Annotated in this window: 6 protein-coding genes; 1 reads left to right on the top strand and 5 read right to left on the bottom strand. The window is 63.4% G+C overall.

The window, feature by feature from the left end; genetic code table 11:
- Positions 1 to 216: 216 nt before the first annotated feature.
- Entirely contained in the window at positions 217 to 2,622 is a 2,406-nt protein-coding gene (locus tag AAEX57_RS14035; protein ID WP_342092897.1) for a hypothetical protein, read from the top strand.
- Between the two features lie 643 nt (positions 2,623 to 3,265).
- On the opposite strand, the gene AAEX57_RS14030 is transcribed toward AAEX57_RS14035, so the two are convergent.
- From AAEX57_RS14030 to AAEX57_RS14010, 5 genes are all read right to left on the bottom strand, one after another.
- A complete protein-coding gene (locus AAEX57_RS14030; protein WP_342092896.1) occupies positions 3,266 to 5,104 on the bottom strand; it encodes a hypothetical protein in 1,839 nt (612 codons plus the stop codon).
- Between the two features lie 43 nt (positions 5,105 to 5,147).
- Positions 5,148 to 8,534 (bottom strand): Swt1 family HEPN domain-containing protein, encoded by a 3,387-nt coding sequence (locus AAEX57_RS14025; protein WP_342092895.1) that lies wholly within the window; start codon positions 8,532 to 8,534, stop codon positions 5,148 to 5,150.
- A gap of 1 nt (position 8,535) precedes the next feature.
- Positions 8,536 to 11,322, bottom strand: a complete 2,787-nt coding sequence (locus AAEX57_RS14020) for a DUF1156 domain-containing protein (RefSeq protein ID WP_342092894.1) — start codon at positions 11,320 to 11,322, stop codon at positions 8,536 to 8,538.
- Positions 11,323 to 11,437: 115 nt separating this feature from the next.
- Positions 11,438 to 12,049: a hypothetical protein gene (locus AAEX57_RS14015; protein ID WP_342092893.1), complete on the bottom strand. Its 612-nt coding sequence runs from the start codon at positions 12,047 to 12,049 to the stop codon at positions 11,438 to 11,440.
- Positions 12,050 to 12,068: 19 nt separating this feature from the next.
- A complete protein-coding gene (locus AAEX57_RS14010; RefSeq protein WP_342092892.1) occupies positions 12,069 to 15,482 on the bottom strand; it encodes a helicase-related protein in 3,414 nt (1,137 codons plus the stop codon).
- Between the last annotated feature and the right edge of the window lie 475 nt (positions 15,483 to 15,957).

Here is a 15,957-nt window from a genome sequence, read left to right as displayed (position 1 = left end):
GGCAGTGGAACCGACGCCTACCCGCAGCGCATGCGGGACCTTGTCACACCCCCATGCCAGAATCATGACTACGAGACCGGCAACGACGCTGGACCGTTGACCAACCAGCCCTCATGAAAGATCGAGGCTAGACGTGCAGCCGTTGCACTACTCCCTGGAATAGAAGAGGATGGGCAACATTATTGGGTATTGCTGGCACGAGTGCCTCGGGGATGGGTGGCGCAGATGGCTCGTTTGGCTTCGCTGACTTTCGGTGATCTCAAGGCGTGCGTTGATGAAAAGCTCGAGAGAGCCCGTGAGCAGTCGTCGGTGCAGGCTTGGCAGCGGCTCCGTGAGGTGATTGAAGAGCTGGCCGGGGAAAGCCCAAGGCAAGGTGAGTTCGATCCTGCCGCGAGTGGGGCTGTTTGGTGGCTGATTCGCGCAGAAGTATCGGGAATTCGTGGGATCCCAGAGTCGGGTATGGCTCTTGACTTCGAAGCAGGGCCCGGGATCACGATTGTGCATGGCGCCAACGGATCTGGGAAGTCTAGTTTCGCGCATGGTGTCGATATGGCTATTCACGGGAGCACCGCGGGTGGGGTGGTGCGTGCTTCAGGGGCAGCCGGCAGAGCGCGAGTCTGGGCGCCGGTGCCGGTGCATGATCAAGCACCTTCGGGGCGGATCCTGTTGGTGCTGCAGCAGTCAACGGGGGAGAAGCTCGCGCTGACGGTCAGAGTGCCTCGGGATGGTGAGGTGGAGATTCAGGCAACCCGAACGCCTGTTGGAGGTGTCGGGGCAACCGTGACGCTTGGGTCGGGGTGGCGCGATGCGGCTGTTGCGTATAGTCCGGTCTTTGCCTACGCGGAGTGGGAGAGTTATATCCAAAATTCTAAACAGTTGCAGGAGTATCTTGAGCGGCTTCTCGTTCTCGGCAACTGCTTTTCTCTCGTTCGTGATGAGATCGCAACTCGTTCCGAAGAAGCGCTCGAGGCTGCGCGGGCAGTGGAGCAAACTCGTGCCGACACGGTGCGAAACCTGGCCCAGCTGGCTGCAGATGAGGGGCGCCCAACTATTTCCCTTTTTTCGTTGGGTGACAACGTGGAGACCTGGCTCTCCGAGAACGAACTTGTGATGGCCGGTGGCGATGAGGTGCCCGTCAAGCTGGACCCGCAAGCCTTGAATGCATTGAATGGTCTCTTCGATGATGTCGAGACCGCCACTCTTGCGGTGGCCGGTCTGGGGCAGCAGCATAATCCGGGTCTCATTGGGAATCTGAAAGACCTGAATGACGCCCCTGATGAGTCCCCCCTGGCCTGTCCAGTTTGCGGCTCAGTCACGGATTGGCGCAAGCATCTTCAGGAGACCCTGAAGGCAAACAAGCAAGTTGTGGTTGCGGTGACGCGGTGGCGAGGGCTGATCGGTCAAGTGATCGAGGCAACCAGCGTGCTTCTCGCTGCTATGGGCGGCATGGCCGAAACCAGTGAACGGGACGAGACAGACAAGGCTATCGAGATCTTGAGTCGGCTCCGTGAGACGTTTCTGGATTCGGGCTATTCTGACCGCTGCTGCGCTGCTGCTGAAGAATTGGGCCAACACATGCGTTCGGATTCGTTTGCCGACGAGTATCGCCTTATGGTTGAGCGCGCATCAGACGAAGCGCGCTGGAGGCGGAGCTGTGCCGCGGCTGTAGCGCCATTGCTCCAAATTGTGCAAACGCGCGGTGAAGAGGCGATCCAATCCAAGCTCTGGGAGGATGTCAAGAAGCAACTGGCCAAGCTTGAGACTGATCTGATGCAGCAACGCCAAGGGGCCTTGAGGGTCGAGTCCAGTAGGGTGTTGAAGCACCTGTTGCAGGACGTCGGAATGGAGATCAGCAATCTCAGGGTGCTCAAGAAGCAAGCCACTGTCGAGCTGCAGGAAGACAGTGGAAATGTGCTGGGTCCCGGCATGTTGAGTGCGGGGCAACGCAATGCCCTGTTGCTCGCGCCTGCGTTGGCTGGAGTGGAAGATAGTCCGTTTGGTTTCCTGATTGTCGATGACCCTGTTCATTCCTTTGACGAGTTGCGGGTTGACTACTTGGCAAAGCACTTGGTCCAGGTGGCCAAAGATCGTCGCGTTGTTGTGTTAACCCACGATGAGCGGCTCCGGGAACATTTGGTGGCCAGTAGCCTTGACGCGGACGCGCGTAGTGTCAGGAGAGTGTCTGGGTCCAACAAGATCTGTGTGACAAGTGCTCCCTCGATTTCCGCACTCCTGATGGATGATGCAGAGTCATTGATGTTGCTAGACAACAGTCCAGATACGCTGATGGCGATGACGAATCCTATCCGTATTCTGTGTCGACAGGCTGTCGAAAATGCCCTACGTCGATTCGTCATTTCGAGGGCAATCGTTTGCGGTCAGGATCCGCGCGCGTGGCTTGAGAAGCTCGATGATGAATCCGCTGCTACGACGAAGAAGCGAATGGGGGTAGCGGCTGATCTGGTGGGTAGTGAAGGTTCAGTCGCCATTGATCGGGCGAAGCTCTTGATGTCTCCCTATGATGTTGGGTGGAACCAGGCGAGTCATGGAAATCCGCCTCGGTGCGTAGTATCGGATATCGAGCTCCAAGCAGCTCGGTCGGCCTGTGAGGCGCTGTCATGAACTCTATTGACGAGCTGCCAGGGGTCGAATCTCTGCCGGATGATACCTTCCTCCGTCTTCGGGTATCCGTACTTCGAACTCGTATTGAAGTGGTGGTCGCTGATGGATACTCGAAGTGTTCGGGGCGACCTGCGCGGCAGAATCGAGTGAACGAAAAGATCCCAGTGCTCCTGCGTCACTCCAAACCTCAGGAATGGATGAATGACTATGAGACGGTCAGGCTCGCTCGGTATTGCTATTCGCGATCGTCGGATGTCATGCACGGCCGCGCAACCATGCTCGCGGTAAACTCGTCGATCGTGGCAGAATGGGAGTCAATCGTCGACGACTTGGTTGAGTTGTACTCGCGTTTTGTGGAACGCGACAAGCAGGTTAGATCGATGTAGATTAGCCATCGGCTGTTTTCGATAGATTATTTCTCCGATTCGTCCGTGGATCGTCTAGCTCTCGTTGCAGCTCTTAATGGCTTGGCGGCGCACTTCTGTTCGCTGCCGCCAGGGGTTCCGATGCACTTTTGGAATGTGTCCCGGTCCGCTGGTCACCTGTTGCGGCGCAAGGCCGCTGCTGACGAGTCGATTGGTTTGTGGTAAGGCGAAATTGCAGAGCATCAGGCTGGTGATCGATCGGCCACGCCGAACATCCATTATGATGTCTTAGTGTTCGTCAAGTGTCGGCCGATGTAGCCCACGTACACGTTCCCGTCTAGTGATGTTGCATCGTAGTAGTAGAGGCGTGGGGAGATCATCCCGTAGTTGGCGATTCGGAAATGCGCCTGCATGAATGTGCTGCCGGACGGGTCGATCGTTGGTGGAACGGGTAGTGTCCGCTCCCTTTTTGCTTGCTTGTTGTTGTTCACCCACTCGGATTCCACGGCGGCGTGCTTGCCGGCCGAAGCAGCGCTGCGGGTCGTACGGCCGGGCGGCGGATTCTGCAGGAACTGATGCACGTTTCCGGAAAATTCCCCCACTTGAACGGATTGGGCATAGTCCTCCAGCGTGGCACAAATGTCGGCTACTGCTGCCGACCATGATCCGAGTGCGTCATGCTGTTCCAATGACAGAGTGTCCTTTGGGTCGCCAGTAAAGACGACGTGTGGCCACACCTGATTTGTGAACCACTCCAGGAGTGATTCCATCTGATCGGGAGCTTCAGGGACCACCGGCTCCGATGGATAGGCGAGTTCACCTTGACCGTTCACCAGTGCGTCGTGGCGAAGGCGGCTGAGCTCTGCTTCGAGTCGCCGTGTGGCGTCGGCTCGTTCGGCAACCTCAAGCTGCAGGTCCTCCTGCCTCTTGGTTAGCTCAGCGATGGAGTCCTGTTGGGACTCAATTCGATGCTGCTGGTCACTCAGACGATCTGCGAGTCGTGTCTCGCGCAGTGTTTGGGCATCGCGCATGGCCTGGAGCGTGGATGCCAAGGCGGCCCTCTGCGCATCAACAGAAACCAGTCGTTGGATCGCCTCCAGAATCTCTCGGGAGTTGCTGGAGCAGCCAAGTGTCGTGGCAATCTGCAGTAGAAGATCCGTACCGGTGTCGACGAGTGGAACCGTCGGGGTGGACTCTACTGGAGCAATCGTGATTGATTCTGCCGGTTGAAGCAGCAGTGCGTCCTGTGCGCGGTCCAGCAGACGATCCATGCGAAGTGCGCTGGGTGGCAGAGGACGCGAGACGGCATATTCTTTGACGGCATTGGTTACGATGCGACGAAGAATCTTCTCGTCGAGATTGACCAATGCGTGGGGTGACATGATTCGGTGTCGCCGATGATTGCCGCCTTCTTCGAGCTTTAGGTCAGGCAGAAAGGTGCGCAGGGATCCCGCAGGTACTGTCAAACTTCCTGGGAGATTCTCATGGAATAGCGTTGTTGTCTCAGGGGTCAGCACGTGGGTGGCAGCCATTCCTACCGTATTACGTGTGATCCCGTCCACCATCCTCCGCCAGGATTCTGGTTCAATTCCTGGCAGCGGCCCGGCGACGATCACTGGAATATGCCGCTCGGGTGAAGTGATGCCTTCGAGCAACTTATGGACATCATCGGCTGTGGTGACGAACGCTGGCTGGTCGCGAATGTCCAACGGCCCGTCCAAAGCGTGGAACTCTGCCAAGAGATCCCTGACGATGCGCGGCACACCAACGAACTGGTCCCGCTTGACGTCTCCTGCCAGCGGGCGGTTCGAGTTGGGTGGTTCGATATCGATCCAAATGCGGTTATTTGAAATCCCGAAGTGAGCAGAGATGGTGCTCGTCCACCCCTCTGGCTTGTTCTCGACCAGCTGGTAGCGAAGGCCTCGAAGCCCTTCTCCACGTGGTTCGTGGGACGCGACGGTGAGGACTGTGCTGTCGTTGAGTGAGTGAGTCCCGACAGAGACATCCTGCGATGGGAGCCGCTTGTGCCGGAGCCATTGCGATACGGCTTGGGGAAGGTTGCGTTCCAGATCGGAGTCCGCCGGCGTGCTGAAAACTGTGCGATAGCCGATCGTCATTTGGTCTTGTCCTTCGTCATGGGCCGGTCACCACGGGATATCTTCATCGTTCCTCGAAACCATGCTGCTCGAACTTGAGCGTGGCAGCGTTCTCGGACACGGTGCGGATCTGGGCCTCGGTGAACCCGGCGGCTTCGGTGGCTTCGACCTCGAGGTGGACGCTGATGCGGGTCGAGGGGTTGGCGCGCAGGTGAGCGAGGATCTCGTCGCTGATCTGCTTGAAGTCCATCGCCAGTCGGTCGGGGTTGAGCGATCGCTGCCCGTAGAAGCGGGTCTTGGCCGCTGTGGCAGGGGCGGGCGGCAGGGGCGGTGTCGGTGGCTGGGGAACCATGCCACCGCCGGTCTCGACGCTGCTGGGGCTGTCGTCACCGCCGATCGGCTGCGAGGCCGGGTCGGCGGGTTGAACATCCTTGGCCATCTGCACGGCCGCAACGTCGGCGCGGACGAGCAGCATGGTGTCGATGGTGGCAGGGGGCTGCTGGTCGAGGTGTTCGGGGGTCCAGAGTCCTTCGTAGCGCTGGGTGTCGTCGTTGTAGCGGGTGGCGAGGGCGAATCCTTCGAGCTGCCAGTGCAGGGGCATGTCGGTGACGCCGTGTTCGAGGACGGTCCGGTCCCGCAGACGGGGCATGTAGCAGTAGTCGCTGTACAGGCCCCAGAGGGTGCCGAGCGGCACGTGTCCGGACTGCCAGATCTGGGGGACGTTCTGGATCGCGAGGCGGATGGTGTTGGCGGCCTGCCGGGTGGACAGGTTGCCGTCGTTGCCGAGGCGCTTGGCGACGCGTTCGGCGAGCCAGTCGCCTTGGGTGTCAATGCGGCGCTCGTCGACGGTGAACGGCAGCTGCGGGTTGGGCTGGGTCGGCACCAACGCCCAGATGTAGGCCTGGACCAGCCGTGTGGTGGCGGTCTGGTCGGCCTGGGCCTTGCGGGTGCGGGCCTGGGTGCGCTGGTTCTCGGTCAGGTCGAGCTCGGCGCCGGAGTCGAGCACGAACGACCACCCGAGGTAGTCACGGATCGCGGCTTCGAGGCTGTCGAGCTGCTTCGTGTCGGGGGCGAGGTAGACCAGCGTGTTGCGGTGGGTGCGGTTGGCGGTGCCGCGGCTGGCGGTGGCGTGATGGGCGAAGTCCATCGCCTCGGACGTGTCCTTGCCCTTGGTGTGGGCGAAGCGTGGGTGCAGCACCACGAGCCGGGCGGTGTCGAGGTCGGGAATGTCGCTCGACGTATCAGGGCAGGTATGGACGGCTGCGAAGTCCCCGCGTCGGCCGGCCTGGGCGGCGAGGCGTCGGGTGATGTCGGCCCACACGTCTTCGATATGGAGGCTGTCAGCCTGGTCGCGGGCGGTGCGGGTGATGTTGGCCTGGATGTCGTACCAGTACTTGCCGTTGCCGGAGTAGAAGTAGGTGGCCTTGTCCTGCAGCCGGTTGAGGGCGGCGTGGAAGTTGCCGACCACGTCGCCGGGCATGGCGGTGCCGAGCATGACGCGTTGGGTGGCGATGCCCTTCGTGGTGGCGCCGGGCGCGATTGTTGGGGCAGCACCGAAGAACACGGTCCGGGCGAGGCGCTTGGTCAGCGCGCGGGCGCCGAACTGCGGGTTGTCGGTGTCGATGCGGACGGGTTCGGAGTTGGGTCCGTCCACGTCGGCGTCGATGATCGCCTTCCAGCTATCGGCCAGGTACTGGGTGAGTTCGCTGTTGACGCTCGACGCCGAGAGGGGGATGGATCCGGGCAGGATCATCGGGGCCTGGTCGTCGCCGGTCCACAGCGCGTGGATGACGGTGGCCATCAGCCGCAGCACACCACGCGTGCGCTGGAACCGCTCCAACGAGGACCACTCTTCGTAGAGAGTGTCGAACAGTTCGGGGTGCAGCGGGTAGGTCTCGCGGATTCGGCGGACGTAGTCGTTGTCGCGGACCTCGGAGGGGAACTCGCTGGGCGAGGTGCGGTACATGTCGACGAAGGCGTGGGCGGTGGCGTTGATCTCGGCCAGCGCTTCCGGGGTGGGCTGGGTGAACAGCCGCTGCTTGACGATGTGGTAGGCCTCGGTCGACGAGGCGGGCCGCCACTGGTCGGCCACGCGCCGCACCACGTTCTGCAGCCGCTTCAAGGCTTCGAGGCCGTTGGCGCCGCCCACTTCCTCGGCATTGCCGGCGGCTTCGTCGCCGTACTTGCCGACATCGGATGCGGGGATCGAGATCGCGAGCAGGACGCCGGGGGTGCCCTTCGCGGCCTCGGTCAGGGCCTGGGCGAAGGTGAACTGGTCATCAAAGGATCCGCCAGCCAAGTCGTCGCGGCCCACTAGGCTGCGGGCGTAGGCCACCCATTCGTCGATCAGGATCACCGCGGGGGCGTACTGGGCGAGCAGGATGTGGAGGGCCTGGCCTGGTGGGGTGCGGTCAGCGTCGGCGCGGGCGACGAGCTGGAACGCTTCGGGACCGCCGAGCTGCCAGGCGAGCTCGCCCCAGATGGTGTTGACGACGGTGCCATCGGGCTTGGTGACGCCGGCAGGCGAGATGTGGTTGCCGACGATCGCGACTCGGTTCACCTGCCGCGGGACATATCCGTTGGCCTGCAGCAGCTCCTGAGTCTCCTGCGGGAACGAGTCCAGCGGCAGGCCGGCGGCCAGATGCCACAGAGACAGCATGGAGTGGGTCTTGCCGCCACCGAAGTTGGTCTGCAGGTTGATCACCGGCGACGCATTCGGGTCACTGTTCAGGCGCTTCACGGCCCGACCGATCAGGTCCTGCAGGCCCTCGGTCAGGTAGGTGCGGCGAAAGAACTCACCCGGGTCGCTGTACTCGACATCGCCGCTCTGGCTGCTGGCGACCTTGTACAGGTCGGCGGCGAACTCGGAAGCGTGGAAGTTGCCCGTGGCCACGTCATGGTGCGGGGGCAGGACCTCGCGCCATGGCCGCAGGCCCTGGGCACCCGGGTTACCGACGGCCTGCTTCAGCACCTTCTTGTCGTCGCGGTCAGCTGTCATCCGGCGCAGCGAGACGCGAATTGTGCGCACACCCGCAGCAGCATCGGTCGCACCGATCAATGTCATCAACCGCTCACTGGTGTCCAAAGCGCGATAGGCATCGTCATCGGTGAATGACGCACCGTGGGCCCACTTGTTGCGCACATCCCGCAGTTCGGAGGCGAACGACTCGCCCACCCGGCCCAGCTGATTGCTGATCGGGTACCAGCCCGGCTTGAGCCCCGCGGTGACATTGGACTCGGTCAGGATCCGCAACTGTGTCTGCGGATCTGCCGGGTCGTAGACCTTGTCGGTGATGCCCTTCTTGGCGTCCTTGGCCTGCAGCAGCTGAGGCCACTGCGCACCCAGCGCCCGGTCCTCCTGCCCGATAGCGGTGGAGATGAAGTCATCCAATGCTGGCGACATCACCTGGAACATCTGGTCGATTCGGGCGCGGTTGCTGTTGAGCGACATGTCAGTTCTCCTCGTCGGTGAAGTCGAACGCACCCTGGGCGTGGCCTGTCTGAAGAGAGTGGTCGCGGGATGCTGCGACGATGTCGGGCCACGAGGTGACCAGAGTGTTGAAGCTGATGGCCTCCTTCGTCCAGCCCTGCGCCTCGCACACGCGGTAGAGCAGGTGGCCAAGCTCCTTGACCTGGTCCGGATCCACCGCAGCATCCGCACGGGCCTTCGCCTGGCGCAGGAACACACCGGCCTGGTTGATGCCCTCGGACTCGAGGACCCGGATGATGTGGTGCGCCGCCTCCCAGTTCGACGTGTGCGAATCGGTCGCCACGTCATACGACGCCGGCAGATCAGACGGCCGCAGCAGCTGCACCTTGCCCGCGCGGCTGGTGAGGATCTCGTCGCGGTCCATCACATCGACGCTGGTGTTGCGTGCCCGGGCCAGACTGTCCGCGTCACCGTAGGAACCGGACTGGTAGCCGTGCTGCTTGAACCAAGCGATCGCGAACCGACTCGTCGGATCCAGATCACCCTCCTGCTCATTGAGCACCTCATCCAGGATCTCGTTGATCCGCGCCAACGCTGAACGAACGGTCATCTTCGACCCATCAGGTTCGATCACACCCGAATAGCGGGAGAACACCGCCATGCCTGGACCGATCGCCGCTTGGGGCAGATCGACAGGTGCCACGGCGCCCTGCTGCAGCTTCCGCAGCGCATCGGGAAGCTCTGCCTGCAAGGCCTTGATGAACCCACGTCGATCCACCATCGGCGCGTCCTCCGGACGCGGACGCAACGACAACACGATGGACGATGCGAGCGCATTGGTGCCCGAGGCGATCATGCGATTGCTCAGCTCGCTGCGCATCGGCCACGTGGCGGTGATCTGCCAACCCGAGCGGATCATGCCCTCCAGCAGCGTTTCCCAACCCGACGATGCCGTGCCGGTGAGGTCGGACTCGGACTGCTTGAAGGCGTAGTACACCGTGATCGGAAAATCCCTCAGGGCTTGCTCACGCGCATTGGCGAAGACCTGCCGGAAACCATCCTCGAAGAACCGCTTCGCTCCGTCCTTGCCGTCGTGCCGGTATGGGTTGGCCACAAGCTCCTCGGCCTTCGGCACCAGCATCGTCGACAACAACTCGGGATGGACATCGCGCAGCGAACGGCGTAGCCAGACGTAGAAAAAATCCGACAGGTCGGAGTAGCCGATGTTGTCGTAGTAGGGCGGGTCTGTACTGACCAGCACTCCGGAAGTCAGCACTTGGGCAGCGTCTGCTTGGCGCGCTGTACTTGTGGCGGTGGCAGTCACGTAATGGCGCTCGAGAACTGATGCCACCCAGTTGAGGTCATTGCCGTAGTCCCCGGACGAGCCGCCGGCGAGATTCGCTTCGGCAAAGTCCCACGCCATCGGAATGGCCTGACGAGCAAAGAGGCCTCGGACAGCTTCCATCTTCGGGCTGCTGTCCCAAGTATTGATCGAGGTGCTCTTATTCAGGGTTCGGCTCAGCGCCATCGCGAGGTAAGTAGCAATCGCGTCTGCGTACTCCTCGGCCGGGCGACTGCGGGCGAGCGAGTGATGGGCGGTGTCACTGAGTAGGCGCTCCCGTGCCTCCACGACCAGATCGCTCAGCGTCGTTAGGGCTTGGAGCTGCCGTGCCGTGAAGAGGTCCACAAAGTGGGTCAAGCCGTACGTGGGCGCCTTCAGATCTCGGGGATAGTAGCCGAGAGTCCCTTCCACGGAGTGAGCTGGGATGGGCACCGCTGCGGCAGAGACTTGATCTGCGGTAGGGGACAGATAGATGCGGCGACGACTACCCTCTGCTGCGACCGCCATGAGCACCGTGCCCAAGGCGCGCTCACGTCCTTGCTCCTTGATGTACTGCAAGGGGATTCCAGTGCTACAGGCGACGCAGGTAGCCCCGGTTCGGCCAACAGTGCCCGCGTCTGCGACTGCAGGATTGACGGGCGGGCCATCCACGACAGCAAAGGTGATGTGTGTCCCACTTTGGCTGTGCACGACATTGGGCGCGATGTGCGCCTCCTTGCCCTTCTTCTTCCCTAGCCACCATGAACGAGTGAGAGGCGTCTCAGCTCGGCAAGCGGGGTTGGGGCAGGTGACGGTGCGCGCCCAGATCCAAGCGATGACGTTGGCGGTGGTGCCGTCGGGGAGTGTGGCCTTGGGGTAGAGGTGGCCGATGCGCTGCTGGGCTTGGTCGCGCATCCAGTCGCCGTAGGCCCGCACGTCGGCGGCTAGGCCTTCGGCGCCCTTCCATGAGTTTCGGGTGTCGGCGAGGCCTGGGAAGACGGGGGGCTGGTCCTTAAACTTGGGCGGGATCTCGATCAGGGCCTTGTTGATCAGTACGGCGACTGGGTTCAGGTCGGAGGCGTGGGCTTCGAGCCCGAGGCGCTGGGCTTCGAGCGGGATGGTGCCGCCGCCGGCGAAGGGGTCCAGGATCGGCGGCGGGTTGCCGTTGGTGGATTTTAGGATCTCCTGGTGCGCGGCTTCGAGGAGTTTCTCGTCGCAGGTGTTCTCCCACACGACGAGCTGTTCGATCATGCGGTGCAGCCGGTCGCGTTCGATGCGCTGCTTTTCCTCGGTCAGGGTGTCGTCGCTGGAGGGGTCGTCGACGAGCTGGGCGAACAGCACGGCCCTGGCTGCTGCGAGCGGTCGGCGGGCCCACCACAGGTGGAGGGTGGAGGGGTGGCCGTGGCGGATCGACTTCTCCCTGGCTGATTCACGGTTGATCGCCTCCAACGGGAGGGATACCTCGATCAGCTTGCGCTTGACTGCCACGGCTGGGTCACCAGTTCCTTCATGCTGTGGCGCTCCCAGCATGGGGGCGCGGTGGTTTGTTCCGGTCCCCGTACCGGTGTGTCCAAGTGTGCCGGTCACGGGGGTGAGTTTCAGCTCACGCGGGAGGAAGTTCCTTGGGAGTGTGGAGCAGGGCTCGCTGGTAGGCCAGGTTCGCGCGCATCCCGGCAAGCGTGGCCGGGTTCCCAATCGGTTGGGCGAGCGCGGTGGGGTTGGCGTTTGCGAGGCGCTGCGTGAAGTCGTCGATGTTGGCCGCCAGCGCTTCGAGCCCGAGATCGTCGAGGGCGATGGTGGGTTTGTCCGTGGTGAGCGCGTCGAGGGTCTCGATGGTGCGGTCGATGTGCTCGGTGGTGAGGCTCTGGTCCTGACCCGCGGTGATGTAGGCGGTCAAGGCCTTGTTGAGGCGACGTTTGAGGGCGTGCTTGCGGCGATCCACGAGGGTGGCGGTTCCGGCGGCCGCGGCTCCGACCGCGAGGACTGTGGCGGCGCCGGCGATGACGACGGGGTTCTTCGCGTGGGCAGCCAGGGCCTTGGCTTGTGGGGCGATGTCCTTCGCCTTCTTGACGGCGAGTTCGGCGACGGTGGGCAGGTGTTGTGCGATGGCACCCCCTGCATCGCGGACGACTCCGCCGTACTGGACGAGGGCACCGCTGTCGAGACCGGCCTGGACGGCTGGTTCGACGTAGAGGGCGACGATCTGGATCGGCATGGTCGGGGGATCCTTTGGGTCAGTGCGGTGGGTTGCCGCGGTCCCACATAGGGAGCCATTTGAGGGCGATGTACTCGGTTTGCAGATCGCCGAGGATGGTGGTGGCGAAGGGGTCGTCGACGTAGACGATGCGGTCGCGCTCGGGTCCGTCAGGGGAGACCTCGATCATGGCGAGTCGGTAGTCGGGCTGCATGTTCTTGGCCGTGAGCACTTCGGTGTGGCTGATGTTGAAAGTGTCGGCGCCCTTGATGCGGGCCTTGACCTCGATGCACAGGCTCTGTCCAGTGGTGGGGTCGATGGAGCGGATGTCGAAGCCGGGGTTGTTGAAGGGCTGTTCTTCGGGGATCCGTCCCAGGGCGCGTTCGCTGGCGAGGGCCAGCTCGACGCCGCGGCGCTCGACCTCTTTGGTCTCGCGGGCGAAGTGGGGTGGGAGCTCGTCGTCGGTGAACATGCTGCCGGGCAGCACGAGGGCGGTGGTGATGATCCGCGGCGGCCGGATCGACAGGGCGGCTTGCTTGTCGAGCAGGGCCATGCGGGCGATGCGTCGGGCTTCGAGTTCCTCGGCCTTGCGGTTCAGGTGCTCCGAGGACAGCTTGACGGGCTCGCCTGCGCGTTCCTTGTCAGCGGCCGCGATGGCGTCGAAGACGAGCCGGTCGCGTTCGTTGATGAGTCGGTTGGTGACTTGGGTGCGGGTCTTGTCGATCTCTGCGGTGATGCGGGGCTTGACCTCGCCCAGGTACTGGGGGAGGCGTTGGGTGATGATCCAGTCGCTGGCGGCCTTCTCCGCGTGGGCGATCCAGGGCAGCTGGCGGGCCTGCTCGACCGCAGCATGGTTGGTCGGTGCGGGAGTGCAGTCGAGGTAGGGGGCGGGTCCGGCGTCGGCGACTTGGCCCTGGTCGTCGACCCAGGCGTAGGAGAAGCGTCGGGCGACGGGGGTGGGGTCTGCGGCGTTGGTGATTTCCTCGACGAGGCCGACGAGCAGTTGTGGGGTGTCGATGGCCGGTGAGATCAGCACGGTGCCGGCCTCCAAGGCGTTGTCGAACTCGCGGGTGATGGCGTCCATGACGGCGTCGTGGAGGGCGTGGCCGGGGGCGATGAGCTCGGCCCTGGTGAGGCCGTCGGGTTGGATGTGGGCGAGGTCGAAGCAGACCCGTTCGTAGCGGGAGGCGATCGGCCGGTCGAGGTTGGTGCGCAGGCTGGCGGGGACGTGACGGATCTCGTAGCGGCCGTGTTCGCGGCGGGTGAGCTTGCCGCCGAGTCGGGTGAAGGCGGCGGTGAAGGCCTGCTGGATGTAGTGGGGTTGCAGGCGGCGGGCGCGGGCTTCGTCCATCGCGCGGCGCAGTTCATCGAGGCCGTCGGTGAGGGGATTGGCGGCCAGGGCGCGTTCGTCCAACAGCTCCTTCAGTCCGTCCCCGACATCCGCCTTGATCACCTGGTTGTTGCGGGCGCGCACTTCGGGATCGTCGCCGTATCGGATCGCGTTGAGGAGAAGCGTGCGCAGGGGAGTCCCTGCGAAGGCCTCGCCGAGCACGTCGAAGACGCGTCCGCCGTAGGTTTGGCGCATCTGGTCCAGTTTGCCGAGCAAGGCGGTGAACACTTCGCCTTCGCGGGTGTTGTCGGCGACCAGGTTCCACAGCCGGCAGACCTCGGTCTGGCCGATGCGGTGGATGCGGCCGAAACGCTGTTCGATGCGGTTGGGGTTCCAAGGAAGGTCGTAGTTGACCATGAGGTGCGCGACTTGCAGGTTGAGGCCCTCGCCGGCAGCGTCGGTGGCGAGCAGGATCTGCACGTCGGGGTTGTGGGTGAATTCCTCGGTGATCTGGCGCCGCTCCACACGCGAGACGCCACCGTGGATCGCGACCACCTGTTCGGGCCGGCCCAGCAGGCTGCTGATGCGCTGCTGGAGGTAGTTGAGGGTGTCGCGGTGTTCGGTGAACACGATCAGCTTGCGCGGGCGCCCGTCGGTGGCGCGGGCGATGGTTTCGTCCTGCAGGATGCGCGACAGTTCGGACCACTTCTTGTCCGTCCCCGAGGCCCGCACCTGCGCGGCCTTGCCGATCAGCATGCCCAGTTCGGCCAGTTCGGCGTCCAGCTCTTCGAGGGTGGCGGCGGCGGTGGCTTGGTCGATCAGCTCGTTCTCGAGCTGCTCGGTCTGCTCGGCGGTGTAGTCGTCGTCATCGAGGCCCTCGAGGTCGACCGTGTCGAGTTTCGAGTCGTCGACCAGGACGCCGTTGACCAGGTCGGTGCGGCGCTTGGTGAGTCGCTCGGAGCGGCGCACGAGTGACTGGTAGATCGCCTCGGGGCTGGAGGCGACGCGGCGTTGCAGGACGGTCAGGGCGAATCCGACGGTGTTCTTGCGCTGGTCGTTGAGCCGCTCGGCGCGGTTCATGCCCTCGCGGACGTAGTGGGTGACGGCCTCGTAGAGCTCCTGCTCGTCCGGGGTGAGCTCGTAGGGGACCGTCTCGGCGATGCGTTCGGGGAACAGGGGCTTGCCCTCGAAGGTGAGCAGCTGCTCCTTGACCATGCGGCGCATGATGCCGGCGGTGTCGGCCTTCTGGGTGGCCTTTCCGGCGAACCGGTCCGGGTCGAGAAGGGTGAGGAAGAGCTGGAAGTCGTCCTCCTTGCCCGAGTGCGGGGTGGCGGTCATCAGGAGCAGATGGCGGGTGACCTCCCCGAGGATTTGGCCTAGTTCGAAGCGGCGGGTGAAGCGCTGCTCGTTGCCGAAGTAGTGGGCGCCCATGCGGTGGGCCTCGTCGACGATGACCAGGTCCCACTCGGAGGTGCGCAGGCGGTCCTTGAGCTCGTCATTGCGGGAGAGCTGGTCCATGCGGGCGATCAGCAGCGGGTGCGAGTCGAAGACCGAGCCGTGGACGGTGGCCTGGATCATCGGATTGGTCAGCAGCTCGAACTCCAGCCCGAACTTGAAGTACAGCTCGTCCTGCCACTGCTCCACCAGCCCGCCCGGGGCCACGATCAGGCAGCGGTGCACGTCATCGCGCAGAAGCAGTTCCTTGATGAACAACCCAGCCATGATCGTCTTGCCAGCACCCGGGTCATCGGCGAGCAGGAAACGCAGGGGAGTGCGGGGCAGGAGTTCCTGGTAGACGGCGGTCAGCTGGTGGGGCAGGGGCTGCACATCGCTGGTCGAGACAGCCAGCATCGGGTCGTAGATGCCCGCCATCTTGATCCGCTGAGCCTCCGCCGCAAGCTTGAAATCGCTGGCAGGGGCGTCGAACGGGCGGCGGTTCGCATGAGCGAGCCTCAGATCTTCCTCATGCTCGCGGAAGAGGATCCTGGCGTTGTACAGGCCGTCAGTGGCATAGACGACCTCGATCGAGTTCGGCCCCGGCCAGTTGATGTCGATCAGCTTCACAGGGGTGCCGGGAATGATGCCGCTGACCACTTGGCCGCGCTCGAGCTCTTCAAGCTTCATTGCCATCCTCTGGGGTGGGGGATGTGGCCAGACTAGTGCTTGCATCATTGGGATTCTGCGTAGGTGTCGGGTCCCGGACGTCGATACAGCTGGCCTTCAGCTGGGGCGCTGGAAGGCTGCCGAGGTCGGAAGTGCAAGAGGTGTGTGCGACTTCGAGGTTCTCGTTTCTCCGGGGTGTTCGTGAGCACCGAGCAGTGACAGCGGGGTTGTCCTGAATGTCGAGGGTTCATCGGGACAGGCTGCGGTGGCTGATCCAGACGAGCTGGCCTCGACGGCGATCCAGGTTCACGACGGAAGGGGAGCGGTTGGGCGAAAGCTGGCGGGCTGAGCAGCCGGGTGGTGACCGGCGTGGTGGGCGGCCTGCGGCGAGCCGGAGCACGACGCTCGTGGTGGTCGGGGGACGCCGCCCGAGCAGGTGAAGTCCACCGGATGCGGCCCAGTCCGAGGGCTGTCGCTGAGCGCCGGCCCGAACAGT

Source organism: Luteococcus sp. H91 (assembly GCF_038433135.1).
GTDB lineage: Bacteria > Actinomycetota > Actinomycetes > Propionibacteriales > Propionibacteriaceae > Luteococcus.
Note: the sequence above shows the minus strand (reverse complement) of the source record. Positions and strands in the feature narration are given on the sequence as shown.